We start from the raw sequence: 12,990 nt of genomic DNA, 5'->3' as shown, positions 1-12,990 counted from the left end.
ATCAGGCAGCGATCAGGCGGCCGTCCTCCAGGCGCAGCACGCGGTCCATCTGCTGCGCCAGGTGCGGGTCGTGGGTTACCACCAGGAAAGCCGTCTGCAGCGACTGCGACAGTTCGAGCATCAGCTCCTGGATGGAATGCGCGGTGTGCTGGTCGAGGTTGCCGGTGGGTTCGTCGAGCAGCACCAGCTGCGGCTGGTTGACCAGCGCGCGGGCGATGGCCACGCGCTGGCGCTCGCCGCCGGACAGCTCCGACGGCTTGTGCTGCAAGCGCGGCTTCAGGCCCACCCGCTCCAGCAGCGCGGCGGCGCGCTCGCGGGCCTCGGGGATCGGCATGCGGCCGATCAGCAGCGGCATGCAGACGTTCTCCAGGGCGGTGAATTCCGGCAGCAGGTGGTGGAACTGGTAGACGAAGCCCAGCGCGCGGTTGCGCAGCAGGCCGCGCTGCTTCTCGTTGAGCGCCGACAACTCCTCGCCGGCCAGCCAGACGCTGCCGCTGCTGGGGATGTCGAGGCCGCCGAGCATGTTCAGCAGGGTGCTCTTGCCGGAGCCGGAGCTGCCGACGATGGCCACGCGCTCGCCGGGGAACAGCTCCAGTTGCACGTCGACCAGCACCTCGACCGACTGCGGGCCCTCCTCGTAGCTCTTGCGCAGGTTGCGGCAGCTCAGGACGGTCTTGTCACTCATAACGCAGGGCCTCCGCGGGCTGGGTGCGCGCGGCACGCCAGGCCGGATACAGGGTGGCGAAGAAACTCAGGATCAGCGCGGCGGCGCACACCAGGATCACGTCCTCGCGCATCAGCTGCGAGGGCAGGTAATCGATGAAGTAGACGTCCGAGCTGAGGAACTTGTGGCCGATCAGCTTTTCCAGCAGGGCGATGGCGTCGCTCACCTTGAGCGCCGCGAGCACGCCGAGCACGCCGCCGATCAGGGTGCCGATCACGCCGATCACACTGCCCTGGACCATGAAGATGGCCATGATCTGCCCCGGCGTGGCGCCCAGGGTGCGGAGGATGGCGATGTCCGACTTCTTGTCGGTGACCACCATCACCAGCGTGGAAATGATGTTGAACGCCGCCACCGCGACTATCAGCAGCAGCAGCAGGCCGATCATGGATTTCTCCATCTGGATGGCCTGGTAGAGGTTGCCGTGGGTGCGCGTCCAGTCGCGGGCGTAGAAGTCGTTGCCCTTCAGCGTCTGGGCGATTTCCCAGGCGGTGCGCGGCGCCTGGAACAGGTCGTCGAGCTTCAGGCGCAGGCCCTGGACCTCGCCGTCCTTGAAGCGCTGCATGCGCGCGGCGTCCTCGACGTTGGCCAGGGCCACGTAGCCGTCCAGCTCGCCGGCGCCGACGTGGAAGATGCCGGCCACGGTGAAGCGCTTCATGCGCGGGAAGATGCCGGCGGGGGTCACCGAGACCTCGGGGGCGACGAAGGTGACCTTGTCGCCGACCTTCACCCCCAGGTTGGCCGCGGCCTTGTCGCCGATGATGATGCCGAACTCGCCGGGCTTGAGGCTGGCCAGGCTGCCCTGCCTGAAGAAGTCGCCGATGATCGAGACCTTGCCTTCCTCGGCCGGGTCCACGGCGTTGATGAGAATCTTCTGCACCACGCCGTTGTTGCTCAGCAGGCCCTGCATCTGGATGAAGGGCGCCACTTCCAGCACGTTGGGGTGCTGCGCCTTGATCTGCGTGGCCAGGCCGCGCCAGCCGTCGATCGGCTGGTAGGCCTCGACGGTGGCGTGCGGCACCATGCCCAGCACCCGGGTGCGCATCTCGTGGTCGAAGCCGTTCATCACCGAGAGCACCACGATCATCACCATGACGCCGAGCGCCAGGCCGATCATGGAAGTCAGGGAGATGAAGGAAACGAAGTGGCTGCGGCGCTTGGCGCGGGTGTAGCGCGTCCCGATATAGACGGAAAGAGGTCTGAACATGTGGGGCCGTTGTCAGGGGATTGGGGCGTCGGTCCGGCCGGCGTCCGCTACCGCGCAAGGGTTTGCGGAGGCCGTTGTGGCGAGCTACGGCGGGCGGCTTTACACTCAGACCATCACTGCCGCCGTGGGTTCGCCATGTCCACTCCAGACGCGGATGACCGCCGCGAATACTACCGTATCGAGGATCACCTCGCACTGGAATTTCGCCCTCTTGCGGAGGACGCGGAGCAGGTGGCGCAAGCGTTACAGGATGATTCGCCGCTGTTCAACCTGCTCGGCGACCTGCACCTGCTGGAGGTGGAGGCGCAGCACCTGCTGCGGCAGATCGCCGAGCGCGACCGCCCCCTGGCCAGCTACCTGAAGCTGCTCGACAAGCGCCTGGACCTGGTGGCCGGCGCCCTCGCCCGCGGGCTGCTGGAGCAGGTCGGCCCGGCGCAGCCGGTGGTCCTCTCCGAGGGCGGCATCGCCTTCATCGCCCCCGAGCCCTTCCACCCCGGCCAGCTGCTGGCGCTGAAGCTGGTGCTGCTGCCCCAGGCCCTGGGCCTGAGCCTGCGCGCGCGGGTCACCCACTGCGAGTCGCGCGGGCTGGGCGAATACGAGATCGGCACCCTGTTCGAGAACCTCGAGGAGCCGCAGCGCCAGCTGCTGGCCCGGCACATACTGCAGAAACAGGCGGCCGAACGGCGCCAGGCGAAGGACCGCGACGACCCATGAAGGCCCTGCACATCCCTTTCCTGCTGCTGTGCCTGGGCATGGCCCTGCCGGCCGCGGCCGATACCCTGCAAATCCCCGTCGGCGCCCAGGGCGACGCCAGCATCGCCCTGCCCGCCCGCGGCGAGAGCCGGCGCGCCGTGCTGGAGCGCTTCGGCCTGCCCGACGAGGAGCACCCGGCCGTGGGCAGCCCGCCGATCACCCGCTGGGACTACCGCGAATTCAGCGTCTATTTCGAATACGATCACGTGGTCGACGCGGTTCGCGCGCATCGCCCGCAGAACCCGATCCTTCCCTCTCCCAAGGAGCCCCAGTGACTCTCATCTATGGCCATCGCGGCGCCAAAGGCGAAGCGCCGGAAAACACCCTGCCCAGCTTCCAGCGCTGCCTGGAACACGGCGTGACGCGTTGCGAACTGGACCTGCACCTGTCCCGCGACGGCGAACTGATGGTGATCCACGACCCGACGCTCAAGCGCACCACCGGGCGCCGCGGCAAGGTGTCCGAGCAACTGGCCGAGGACCTGGTCACCTACGACGCGCGCCAGGGCGGCCCAGGCTGGGTGCGCCCCTGCCCCATCCCGCGGCTGGCCGAGCTGTTCGAGCGCTGCGAGTTCGAGCATTGGCAACTGGAAGTGAAGAGCGCTTCGCGCGAGCGCGCGGCGCGCACCGTGCAGGCCATCCACCAGTTGGTCGGGCGCTTCGGCCTGCGCGAGCGCATCACCGTGACCTCCAGCTCGCGCACCGTGCTGCGCGCGCTGCAGCAACTGACACCGGACCTGTCCCGCGGGCTGGTGGCCGAATACGCCTGGCTCGACCCGCTGAAGGTTGCGGCGAACTATGGCTGCGAGCTATTGGCGCTGAACTGGACGCTGTGCACCCCCGAGCGGCTGCTCAAGGCGCAGAAGCAGGGGCTGCACGTGTCGGTGTGGACGGTCAACGAACCGGCGCTGATGCGCCGGCTCGCCGACTTCGGCGTGGACAGCCTGATTACAGACTTTCCCGGTTTGGCCACTGCCACGCTCGGGAATCGCTGAGCGGGTCGCCCCCGGCCGGCTCAGGCCGCCGGTCGGGGTATTTCAGAAAAGCCGGTTGAGGCCGTCGAACGCCGCTACGCGGTAGGCTTCGGCCATGGTCGGGTAGTTGAAGGTGGTGTTGACGAAGTACTTCAGGGTGTTCAGCTCGCCCGGCTGGTTCATGATCGCCTGGCCGATGTGGACGATCTCCGAGGCCTGGTCGCCGAAGCAGTGCACACCGAGGATTTCCAGGGTCTCGCGGTGGAAGAGGATCTTCAGCATGCCCACCGGCTCGTTGGAGATCTGCGCGCGGGCCATGCCCTTGAAGAACGCCTTGCCCACTTCGTAGGGAATCTTCGCCGCGGTCAGCTCGTGCTCGTTCTTGCCGATGGAGCTGATCTCCGGAATGGTGTAGATGCCGGTGGGCACGTCGTTGACGAAGCGCCAGGTGTCCTGCTCGACGATGTTGCCGGCGGCCGAGCGGCCCTGGTCGTAGGCGGCGCTGGCCAGGCTCGGCCAGCCGATCACGTCGCCGGCGGCATAGATGTTCGACACCGAGGTGCGGTAGTTCTCGTCCACCTCGATCTGGCCGCGGCTGTTGACCTTGATGCCGACGTTCTCCAGGCCCAGGCGGTCGGTGTTGCCGGTACGGCCGTTGCACCACAGCAGGGCGTCGGCCTTGATCTTCTTGCCCGACTTCAGGTGCAGGATCACGCCGTTGTCCAGGCCCTCGACGCGCTCGTACTCCTCGTTGTGGCGCACCAGCACGTTGTTGTTGCGCAGGTGGTAGCTCAGGGCGTCGGAGATTTCGTCGTCGAGGAAGCTCAGCAGTTGGTCGCGGGTGTCGATCAGGTCGACCATCACGCCCAGGCCGCTGAAGATCGAGGCGTACTCGCAGCCGATAACGCCGGCTCCGTAGATGATCAGGCGGCGCGGGGTGTGGCTCAGCGAGAGGATGGTGTCGCTGTCGTAGACCCGCGGGTGGTTGAAGTTGATGTCCGCCGGGCGGTAGGGGCGCGAGCCGGTGGCGATGACGAACTGGTCGGCGACCAGGCGCTCCACGGCGCCGCTGGGGGTCACCACCTCGACGGTGCGCTCGTCGACGAAGCTGGCGGTGCCGTTGAACATGTCGATGCGGTTGCGCGCGTAGTAGCCGGTACGCGAGGAGACCTGCTTGTTGATCACCTTCTCGGCGCTTTTCAGCACGTCGGGGAAGGAGAACCAGCGCGGCTCGCCGATCTGCCGGAACATCGGGTTGGTGTTGAACTCGATGATCTGCTTCACCGAGTGACGCAGCGCCTTGGACGGGATGGTGCCCAGGTGCGTGCAGTTGCCGCCGACCACACGACGGCTGTCCACCACCGCCAGCTTGCGCCCGTACTTGGAGGCATTCATCGCCGCCCCCTCGCCCGCCGGGCCCGTGCCGAGAATCACCACGTCGTAGTTGTAGACAGCCATGCGTACTCCTTCAGAACAGGCCGGGGCGCCCCTGTGGCGCTTCCGGCAAAGTCCCGGCGCGCGTGGCGCCGGGAACGATCGAATCGATGTTGGCAGCTTAGCCGCGCGACAAATTGCTGCACATTAGCGCTTGGTCGTGCGGTAGGCGAATTTTGCCATCACTACATTTCGTGCGGTTTTCATGGCCGCGCCGGATCGGGGAAGAGCTCGGCGAAGCGCGGCGTGGCGCGCATGGCGAAGCCCTGCCCCTGGTGCACGACGAACCAGGCGGCCAGCCCGTGCTGCTCGGCGTAGCGGTAGCCTTCGTCCGGGCCCAGCACCATGAGCAGGGTCGACAAGCCGTCGGCGTGCAGCGTCGAGCGGTCGACCACGGTGACCGCCGCCAACCTGTGCCGCACCGGCGTGCCGGTGCGCGCGTCGAAGGTGTGCGAGTAGCGCTGCCCACCTTCCTCGAAATAGTTGCGGTAGTCGCCCGAGGTCGACACCCCGTAGCCGTCCACCGCCAGCGAGCGCGCCACGCTGCGCTCGCGTTCGCCGCTGGGCACCTCCAGCGCCACCCGCCAGGGCGAGCCGTCGGGCTTGTGGCCCACGGCCTTGAGTTCGCCGGTGATCTCCACCAGGTAATTCTTCACGCCCAGCTCGGCCAGGCGCTGGCTGACACGGTCCACCGCGTAGCCGGCGACGATGCTGTCGAAGTCCAGCTGCGCCGCCACGTCCTTGCACACCAGGCTGCCGTCCACCCGCAGGTGGCGGTAGCCGACGCGTGCCCGCTCGCGCTCCAGCGCCTCGGGCGCCGGCACCAGCTCACCGCGGGACTGCGGACCGAAGCCCCAGAGATTCATCAGCGGCTCGACGCTGAGGTCGAAGGCGCCGGCGCTGGCCTCGGACAGCTCGTTGCCGTAGCGCAGCAGCTCCACCAGCTCGGTCGGCATGGCCTGGCAGGCGCCGGCCGGCAGGGCGTTGAAGCGCGAGACCTCGGAGTCGTCGCGGTAGGTGGAGAACTGCCGGTCGAGTTCGCCGAGAATGCCCTCGACCTCCGCCTGCAGGCGCTGCGGCGCGGGACTTTGCGCCGTCGGCAGGTACTGCACGGAATAGCTGCTGCCCATGGTCGGGCCGCCGAAGCGCTCGACACGCTCGCCGCAACCGGCCAACGCCAACAGCCCCAAGCACAGCCAGATGCCTCGCAACGCACCACCTCCATTCCCCTGCCCCGGCACGGGCGGCGCACATTCTACCGGAAACGGCGGGGCTTACTGTTGCCCAGGCGGTAAAGGTTCGTTGACCGAATCGCCGCCCTGCAGCGGCGCGCCGCCGCCCAGGGCCTTGTACAGCGCCACCAGGTCCAGGCGCAGCTGGCCGTCGCTGTCCACCAGGTCGCGGCGCGCCTGCAGGTAGTTGCGCTGGGCGTCCAGCTCCACCAGGAAATCGGTCATGCCGCCGGCGTAGCGCGCCTTGGCCATGTCGTAGGCCTGCCCGGCGCTGTTCAGCCGCGCCTGCAACTGGGCGTTGCGCTGGCGCTCGGCGCCGTAGCCGCTGAGGGCGTCGTCGACTTCCTGCCAGGCCTTGAGCACGGTCTGCTGGTAGTTCACCGCGGCTTCCTGCTGCTCCAGCTTGCGCAGGGTCACCTGGGAGCGGCGCCGGCCGTTGTCGAAGATCGGCACGCTCAGGCTCGGCCCCACCGCCCACTGGCGGCTGCCCCAGTCGGAGAGGTCGCCGCTCTCGAAGGAGGAATAGCCGAAGCTGGCGCCCAGGCGGATGCTCGGGTACAGCTCGGCCACCGCCACCCCGATGTTGGCCGTGGCGGCGTGCAATTGCGCTTCGGCGGCGCGGATGTCCGGGCGCCGGCGCGCCACTTCCGAGGGCAGGCCGGGGCTGAGGTCGGGCAAGGCGGCGGGCCGCGCGGGCGGCGTCTTCAGCTGCGCCTGCAGCTCGCCCGGCTGCGCGCCGACCAGCACGCCGAGCTGGTTGATCGCCTGGCCCTCGGCCGCCTGCAACTGCGGCAGGCGCGAGCGCAGCTCTTCCAGTTGGCTGCGCTGGCGCACCAGATCGAAGTCGTCCACCAGGCCACCGTCGGCGCGGGCCTGCACCAGTTCCAGGGATTCCTCGGTGGCGCGCAGGTCTTCCTGGGTCACGGCGATCTGCTGCTGCACCCGGCGCAGCTCGAAGTAGCCGCGCGCCACCTCGCTGGCAACCAGCAGCCGCGCCTGTTCCAGCAAGGCGCGCTGCTGCTCGACGCGGGCGTCGGCAGCCTCGATGGAGCGGCGCACGCGGCCCCAGAAGTCGATTTCCCAGGAAGCGTCGAAGCCGGCTTCGTAGAGGGTGAAGGGCTGGGCCAGGGTCTTCACCAGCTCGTCGCTGTCGCCCGGCGCCAGGCTGGAGATCATCCGCGCGCTGGCGCCGCGCTCGCTCTGTCGTTGGCGCTGCACGTCGGCGCTGCCATCGACGTTCACCCCGCGCAGGGCGGCGACCATCTGCCGCTGCATGCGCGCCTGGGCGAAGCGCAGGGCGGCGCTCTGCAGGTCCGGGCTGGCCGCCGTGGCGCGGCGTTGCAGGTAGTCCAGCGCCGGGTCGGAGAACTGCGTCCACCACTGCGCGGGGATGGCCTGGCCGCCCTGCCCCGCGCTCAGCAGCGCGGCATCGCCGGCATGGGCCACGCGCCAGTCGGCCGGGGCCTGCGGCTGCGGAGCCTGGTAGTCCGGCCCCACCGCGCAGGCGCCCAGCGCCAGCAGCAGCGGCAGGAGGAAGTAGGGATTGGGCGACGACGGCATGGCGGCCTCCGGTCAGGCGAGTCGATTGCGGAACAGCCAGGCGGACAGCGGCAGGGTCACGCTCGCCACCACCAGCATCGGCAACAGGTCATGGGCCACCTCGAACAGGCTGGCGCCTTCCAGGTAGATGCGCTGGATCAGGTCGATGGCGAAGCGCAGCGGGTTGATGTAAGTGGCCATCTGCAGCGCCTCGGGCATGTTGCGCACCGGCGTGGCCAGGCCCGAGAGCAGCATGATCGGCATGATCAGCACGAAGGTGTAGAGCATCGCCTGCTGCATGTTCAGCGACACCGCCGAGATCGACAGGCCCAGGCCGACGCAGGAGACCATGAACACCAGCAGCCCGCCGTAGAAGTCCGGCAGCGAGCCGGCCATGGGGATACGGAACCAGTACAGCGCCATCAGCAGCACCAGCGACGCCTGCACCAGGCCGATGAGGATCGGCGGCAGGGCCTTGCCGAGCATGATCTCCATGGGCGAATAGGGCGTGACCAGCAACTGGTCGAAGGTGCCCTGCTCGCGCTCGCGGGCCACCGAGAGCGCGCTGAGCATCAGCGTCTGCAGCATGCTCAGCGAGGCGATAAGCGCCGGGATCAGCGGCCAGCGCGTCTCCAGGTTGGGGTTGTACCAGGCGCGGGTGACCACGCTGACCGGCGCCTGGACCAGGCCGCGCTCGCGATTGAAGTCGTTGACCACGCTGGCCAGCCCGGCAGCCGCGGCGCCGGCGGTGGTGGAATTGCGCCCGTCGAGGATCACCTGCAGCGGCGCCGGCTCGCCGCGGGTCAGGCGCGTCTCGAAGTCGGCGGGAATCTGGATCACCAGCAGCGCCTTCTCGGCGTCGATCACGCTGGCGATGTCGCGCGGCGCGCGCAGGGTCGCCACGCGGTGGAAGATGCCGCTGCCGTCCAGGCGGTTGGCCAGGCGCTGGGACGACTCGCTGTGGCTCTGGTCGAGCAGCGCGTAGGGCGCGTCGTTGAGGTCGAAGGTCACCGCGTAGCCGAACAGCAGGCTCTGCATCAGCACCGGCGCCAGCAGCACGATGCGGTTGGCCGGGTCCTTGAGGATCACCAGCAGCTCCTTGCGCCAGAGATTGGCCAGGCGACGCAGCAGTTCGGCGAAGGCGCCCATCTCAGTCCAGCCTCTTGCGCGTGGCCAGCTGCGCCAGGCCCAGCAGGACCACGGCGTAGCCGGCGAGGATCAGGCAGTTGCGGATGATCAGCGGCCAGAAGTCGCCGGCCAGGAACAGCGACTTCACCAGCTCCATGAAGTAGGTGGCCGGCAGCAGGTTGCCGATCAGCCGCACGGCGGTGGGCACGTTGCGCAGGTCGAAGATGAAGCCCGAGAGCATCATCGCCGGGAGGAAGCTGGCGAGCAGGGAAATCTGGCTGGCGAGGAACTGGTTCTTGGTCACCGCCGAGATCAGCAGGCCGATACCCAAGGCGACGAACAGGTAGAGCATGGAGCTGACCAGCAGCGCCAGCAGCGAGCCGTACATGGGCACGTGGAACAGCAGGCGCGCCGCCAGCAGGCACAGCGCCAGGCCCAGCAGGCCGACCAGGAAGCAGGGGATGATCTTCGCCAGGAGGATTTCCACCGAGCGCACCGGGGTGACGAACAGCGCCTCCAGGGTGCCACGCTCCCATTCGCGGGCCATCACCAGCGCGGTGAGGAAGGCGCCCACCAGGGTCATGATCAGCACGATCAGCCCTGGCACCAGGTACCAGGTGCTGGTGTTGGCGGCGTTGAACCACATGCGCTGCTCGATGCGCACGCCGCCGGATTGCAGGCCGGCGTTGCGCGCCGCCTGCTTCTCGCCCCACAGCGCCAGGGCCTGGTTGAGGTAGTTGCTCACCCCCGAGGCGCGGGTGGCGTCGGAGCCCTGCACCAACACCAGCACCTGGGCATCGCCGTCCTGCAGGCGGCGACTGAAGTCGGCGGGCAGGTAGACCAGGGCGTCGGCCTGGCGCGACTCCAACAGCCGCCGGCCCTCTTCGAAGGATTTCAGCGGCAGCGGCCGCAGGTATTCCGAGTCGCTGATGCTGGCGAGCAGGTCGCGGGCCTGCGGCGCCGGGTCGTCCTGCACCACCGCCACCAGGCTGTGGCGCACGTCCAGCGACAGGCCGTAGCCGAAGATCAGGATCAGCGCGATGGGCAGGCCGATGCCGATCATCAGGTTGCTGCGGTCGCGCAGCAGCTGGCGCACTTCCTTGCGCGTCAGCGACAGCAGCCGGCGCCAGAACGAACCGCTCATGCGCGCGCCTCCTGCTGGTGCTGGCGGGCCTGCTCGACGATCTCGATGAAGGCCTGCTCCATGTTCAGCGAGCTACCCTGGCCGCCGGCCTGCTCGCGCACCTGCTGCGGCGTGCCCATGGCGAGGATGCGCCCGGCGTCCTGGATGACGATGCGGTCGCAATACTCGGCCTCTTCCATGAAGTGGGTGGTGATGATGATGGTGGTACCGCCGGCCGCCAGCGCCGTGATGCGCTGCCAGAAGCCGCGCCGGGCCAGGGGGTCGGCGCCGCTGGTGGGTTCGTCGAGGAAGAGGATTTCCGGCTCGTGGAGCAGGCCCACGGCCATGGCCAGGCGCTGCTTGTAGCCGCCGGGCAACTGGCCGCTGGGCTCGCCCTCGTGGCCGGAAAGGTCGAACTGCCGCGACACCTCGTCCATGCGCCGCCCCAACTGCTTGCCGGCCAGGCCGTAGGCGCCGCCGAAGAATTGCAGGTTCTCGCGCACCGAGAGGTTGCCGTACAGCGAGAACTTCTGCGACACGTAGCCGATGCGCCGGCGCGCCTGGGCGCGGGCGTGGCGCAGGTTGACGCCGGCCACCTGCAGGCTGCCGGACGACGCCGGCAGCAGCCCGCAGAGCATGCGGAAGGTGGTGGTCTTGCCGGCGCCGTTGGGCCCCAGCAGGCCGAAGATTTCGCCGCGGGCCACGCTGAAACTGGTGCGGTCCACCGCGGTGAAGTCGCCGAACTTGCGCACCAGGTCCTTCACTTCGATCACCGCCTCGCCGTTGCCGGAAGTACCGCCCGGCGCGGCGGCCTTGAGCGCCTCGGTATCCACCTGCTCGGCGCCGCTCCTGGCCCGCAGCAGGACCATGAAGCCGTCCTCCAGGCGCGCTTCCACCTCGCGCACCGGGGCGCCGTCGAGCAGTTCGTCCAGGCGCTTTTCATCGGCATCGCGCTGGCGGATGAAGCGCACCTCGCCGCCCTGGGGCACCGCGTCGATGATGTTCTGCGGATCGTCCAGCAGCCGCGCCTGCAGCTTGCGCGCCGGCTCGCCGGCCGGCGGCACGGCGATGCGGCAGAGGCCATCGGCGTGGCGACGGATGTCTTCGGGCAGGCCCTGGGCCAGCAACTGGCCCTGGTGCAGCAAGTACACCTCGGAGCAGCGCTCGGCTTCGTCCATGTAGGAGGTGGTCAGCAGCACGCTGAGACTCTCCTCCTCCACCAACTGCTGGACGATCTCCCACAGCTCGCGGCGCGACAGCGGGTCGACGCCCACGGTCGGCTCGTCGAGCAGCAAGAGTTGCGGCGAGCGCACCAGGGTGCAGGCCAGGCCGAGCTTCTGCTTCATGCCGCCGGACAGCTTGCCCGCAGGGCGGTCGGTGAAGCGTCCCAGGTCGGTCATCGCCAGCAGGCGCTCGAAGCGCTGGCGGCGCTGCTGCGCGCCGACGCCATGGAGGTCGGCGTAGAGATCGAGGTTTTCCTGCACGCTCAGGTCTTCGTAGAGGCCGAAGCGCTGCGGCATATAGCTGATCAGGTCCTGCACCCGCTGCGGGTGCGCCTTGACGTCGATGCCAAGCACCTCCAGCTCGCCGCCGTCGGCGCGCAGCAGCCCCGCCACCAGGCGCAGGAAGGTGGTCTTGCCGGCGCCGTCCGGGCCAACCAGCGCGGTCAGCGCGCCCTTGCGCACCTGCAGGTCGAGGCCGTGCAGGGCCTGCACGATCTGCCCGGATTCCTTGACCAGGAACTGCCTGGCGACGCCGCGGGCGTCTATCACCAGGTCCATCAGTCGGCCTTCCCGTCGCGCAGCTGGTCGCCCTCGGCGATGCGCACCGTGGCCGGCATGCCCAGGCGCAGGCGGTTGTCCTTGTCCTCGACTATCACCCGCACCTCGTAGACCAGCGCGGTGCGCAGCTCCTCGGTCTGCACGGCCTTGGGGGTGAACTCGGCGACGTCGGAGATGTAGCCGACGTGCCCCTGCACCGGCTGCTGCGGATGGCTGTCGGTGCTGACGCTGGCGCGCATGCCCGGCTTGATGTGGCCGAGCTGGGTTTCGTTGACGTACACCCGCACCCACTTCGGATCGGTGATGGCCAGGGCGTAGACCGCGCGCTGCGGCGAGGCCATGTCGCCCGGCTCCAGCAGGCGCGAGCGCACCGTGGCGTCCTGCGGGGCGCGCAGCTGGGTTTCGTCGAGGTTGTGCTGCAGCAGCGCGAGCTGGGCGCGGGCGCCTTGCAGCTGGGCCTCGGCCTGGGCGATGTCCTCGGCGCGCGGGCCGATCTTCGCCAGGCGCAGGGCCTTTTGCGCATCCTCCAGCCGGGCCTGGTCGACCTTCAGCTGGGCGCTGGCGTTGTCCAGGTCCTGCTGACTGACCGCGCGCCCGCCGGGGCTGTTGGCGCGGATGCCCTGCAGACGGCGCAGCTGGATGCCGGCCAGTTCGACCTGGGCCCTGGCGCCGTCCACCTGGGCCTTGGCGCGGTCGATGTCCTCGGGGCGCGAGCCGTTGTGCAGGCGCAGGACATTGGCTTCCTGGACGGCGATCTGCGCCTTGGCCTGGTCGATCTGCAGCTTCAGGGTGCGGCTGTCGAGGCTGGCCAGGACCTGCCCGGCCTTGACCGCGTCGCCCTCCTCCACGCGCATCTCGGCGATGCGCTCGCTGCCGGTGAAGGCCAGGGACACCTGGCGGATATCGACGTTGCCGTAGAGCACCAGGTCGCCGCCCTGCTCGGCCTTCGAGTGGAAGTAGTACCAGGCCCCCAGGCCCGCCGCGGCGAGCAGCAGCAGGACAACGACGAGCTTCTTGCGCATGATGACGACCCGCTATCGGTTGACGACAAGGGGCAAGCATAGACAACGAATTCAAATTTGAATTTGATCTAGCC

The 12,990-nt window shown here is 68.8% G+C and carries 12 protein-coding genes; 3 read left to right on the top strand and 9 right to left on the bottom strand.

Going from position 1 to position 12,990, the window contains the following annotated elements; all coding sequences use genetic code 11:
- Nucleotide 1: 1 nt before the first annotated feature.
- Together lolD and QSJ95_RS27650 are read right to left on the bottom strand one after the other, a co-directional pair.
- Nucleotides 2-685: a lipoprotein-releasing ABC transporter ATP-binding protein LolD gene (lolD, locus tag QSJ95_RS27655; protein ID WP_009621390.1), complete on the bottom strand. Its 684-nt coding sequence runs from the start codon at nucleotides 683-685 to the stop codon at nucleotides 2-4.
- Nucleotides 678-1,931: a lipoprotein-releasing ABC transporter permease subunit gene (locus tag QSJ95_RS27650; RefSeq protein WP_285646743.1), complete on the bottom strand. Its 1,254-nt coding sequence runs from the start codon at nucleotides 1,929-1,931 to the stop codon at nucleotides 678-680. The genes lolD and QSJ95_RS27650 overlap by 8 nt, the downstream gene beginning before the upstream one ends.
- Nucleotides 1,932-2,066: 135 nt before the next feature.
- On the opposite strand from QSJ95_RS27650, the gene QSJ95_RS27645 reads away from it, so the two are divergent.
- From QSJ95_RS27645 to QSJ95_RS27635, 3 genes are read left to right on the top strand one after another with little or no spacing between them, the layout of a single operon-like run.
- The gene (locus QSJ95_RS27645) at nucleotides 2,067-2,645 is read left to right on the top strand and encodes a PilZ domain-containing protein (protein ID WP_043316179.1); all 579 of its coding nucleotides are present in this window, start codon (nucleotides 2,067-2,069) and stop codon (nucleotides 2,643-2,645) included.
- Complete coding sequence (locus QSJ95_RS27640) at nucleotides 2,642-2,959, top strand: phosphodiesterase (RefSeq protein WP_285646741.1); 318 nt, start codon at nucleotides 2,642-2,644, stop codon at nucleotides 2,957-2,959. Before QSJ95_RS27645 ends, QSJ95_RS27640 begins: the two co-directional genes overlap by 4 nt.
- Nucleotides 2,956-3,678, top strand: a complete 723-nt coding sequence (locus QSJ95_RS27635) for a glycerophosphodiester phosphodiesterase (RefSeq protein WP_009621382.1) — start codon at nucleotides 2,956-2,958, stop codon at nucleotides 3,676-3,678. The genes QSJ95_RS27640 and QSJ95_RS27635 overlap by 4 nt, the downstream gene beginning before the upstream one ends.
- A 42-nt stretch (nucleotides 3,679-3,720) precedes the next feature.
- Here QSJ95_RS27635 and sthA read toward each other — a convergent pair whose 3' ends face one another.
- The 7 genes from sthA to QSJ95_RS27600 all read right to left on the bottom strand — a co-directional run bounded on the left by sthA (nucleotide 3,721) and on the right by QSJ95_RS27600 (nucleotide 12,916).
- Nucleotides 3,721-5,115 (bottom strand): Si-specific NAD(P)(+) transhydrogenase, encoded by a 1,395-nt coding sequence (gene sthA / locus QSJ95_RS27630; RefSeq protein ID WP_043267287.1) that lies wholly within the window; start codon nucleotides 5,113-5,115, stop codon nucleotides 3,721-3,723.
- A gap of 179 nt (nucleotides 5,116-5,294) precedes the next feature.
- Nucleotides 5,295-6,302, bottom strand: coding sequence for an FAD:protein FMN transferase (locus QSJ95_RS27625; protein ID WP_285646737.1), 1,008 nt, complete (start codon nucleotides 6,300-6,302; stop codon nucleotides 5,295-5,297).
- 63 nt (nucleotides 6,303-6,365) lie between these two features.
- Nucleotides 6,366-7,883, bottom strand: a complete 1,518-nt coding sequence (locus tag QSJ95_RS27620) for an efflux transporter outer membrane subunit (protein WP_285646735.1) — start codon at nucleotides 7,881-7,883, stop codon at nucleotides 6,366-6,368.
- A 12-nt stretch (nucleotides 7,884-7,895) separates the two neighbouring features.
- A complete protein-coding gene (locus tag QSJ95_RS27615) occupies nucleotides 7,896-9,011 on the bottom strand; it encodes an ABC transporter permease (protein ID WP_043318999.1) in 1,116 nt (371 codons plus the stop codon).
- A 1-nt stretch (nucleotide 9,012) separates the two neighbouring features.
- A complete protein-coding gene (locus tag QSJ95_RS27610; RefSeq protein ID WP_043267294.1) occupies nucleotides 9,013-10,134 on the bottom strand; it encodes an ABC transporter permease in 1,122 nt (373 codons plus the stop codon).
- On the bottom strand, nucleotides 10,131-11,894 hold the full coding sequence (locus QSJ95_RS27605) for an ATP-binding cassette domain-containing protein (protein ID WP_285646734.1): 1,764 nt from the start codon (nucleotides 11,892-11,894) through the stop codon (nucleotides 10,131-10,133). The genes QSJ95_RS27610 and QSJ95_RS27605 overlap by 4 nt, the downstream gene beginning before the upstream one ends.
- The gene (locus tag QSJ95_RS27600; RefSeq protein WP_285646733.1) at nucleotides 11,894-12,916 is read right to left on the bottom strand and encodes an HlyD family secretion protein; all 1,023 of its coding nucleotides are present in this window, start codon (nucleotides 12,914-12,916) and stop codon (nucleotides 11,894-11,896) included. Before QSJ95_RS27600 ends, QSJ95_RS27605 begins: the two co-directional genes overlap by 1 nt.
- Nucleotides 12,917-12,990: the final 74 nt, after the last annotated feature.

The sequence above is a fragment of the Pseudomonas sp. NBRC 100443 genome, from assembly GCF_030268185.1.
Lineage (GTDB): Bacteria > Pseudomonadota > Gammaproteobacteria > Pseudomonadales > Pseudomonadaceae > Pseudomonas > Pseudomonas citronellolis.
The sequence above is the reverse complement of the archived record's forward strand: the minus strand, read 5'-3'. Positions and strand labels throughout refer to the sequence as shown.

What these genes read in the sequence shown, in the direction of transcription:
- lolD (WP_009621390.1), bottom strand. Translation starts at nt 685, where the DNA reads ATGAGTGACAAGACCGTCCTGAGCTGCCGCAACCTGCGCAAGAGCTAC.
- QSJ95_RS27650 (WP_285646743.1), bottom strand. Translation starts at nt 1,931, where the DNA reads ATGTTCAGACCTCTTTCCGTCTATATCGGGACGCGCTACACCCGCGCC.
- QSJ95_RS27645 (WP_043316179.1), top strand. Translation starts at nt 2,067, where the DNA reads ATGTCCACTCCAGACGCGGATGACCGCCGCGAATACTACCGTATCGAG.
- QSJ95_RS27640 (WP_285646741.1), top strand. Translation starts at nt 2,642, where the DNA reads ATGAAGGCCCTGCACATCCCTTTCCTGCTGCTGTGCCTGGGCATGGCC.
- sthA (WP_043267287.1), bottom strand. Translation starts at nt 5,115, where the DNA reads ATGGCTGTCTACAACTACGACGTGGTGATTCTCGGCACGGGCCCGGCG.
- QSJ95_RS27620 (WP_285646735.1), bottom strand. Translation starts at nt 7,883, where the DNA reads ATGCCGTCGTCGCCCAATCCCTACTTCCTCCTGCCGCTGCTGCTGGCG.
- QSJ95_RS27615 (WP_043318999.1), bottom strand. Translation starts at nt 9,011, where the DNA reads ATGGGCGCCTTCGCCGAACTGCTGCGTCGCCTGGCCAATCTCTGGCGC.
- QSJ95_RS27610 (WP_043267294.1), bottom strand. Translation starts at nt 10,134, where the DNA reads ATGAGCGGTTCGTTCTGGCGCCGGCTGCTGTCGCTGACGCGCAAGGAA.
- QSJ95_RS27605 (WP_285646734.1), bottom strand. Translation starts at nt 11,894, where the DNA reads ATGGACCTGGTGATAGACGCCCGCGGCGTCGCCAGGCAGTTCCTGGTC.
- QSJ95_RS27600 (WP_285646733.1), bottom strand. Translation starts at nt 12,916, where the DNA reads ATGCGCAAGAAGCTCGTCGTTGTCCTGCTGCTGCTCGCCGCGGCGGGC.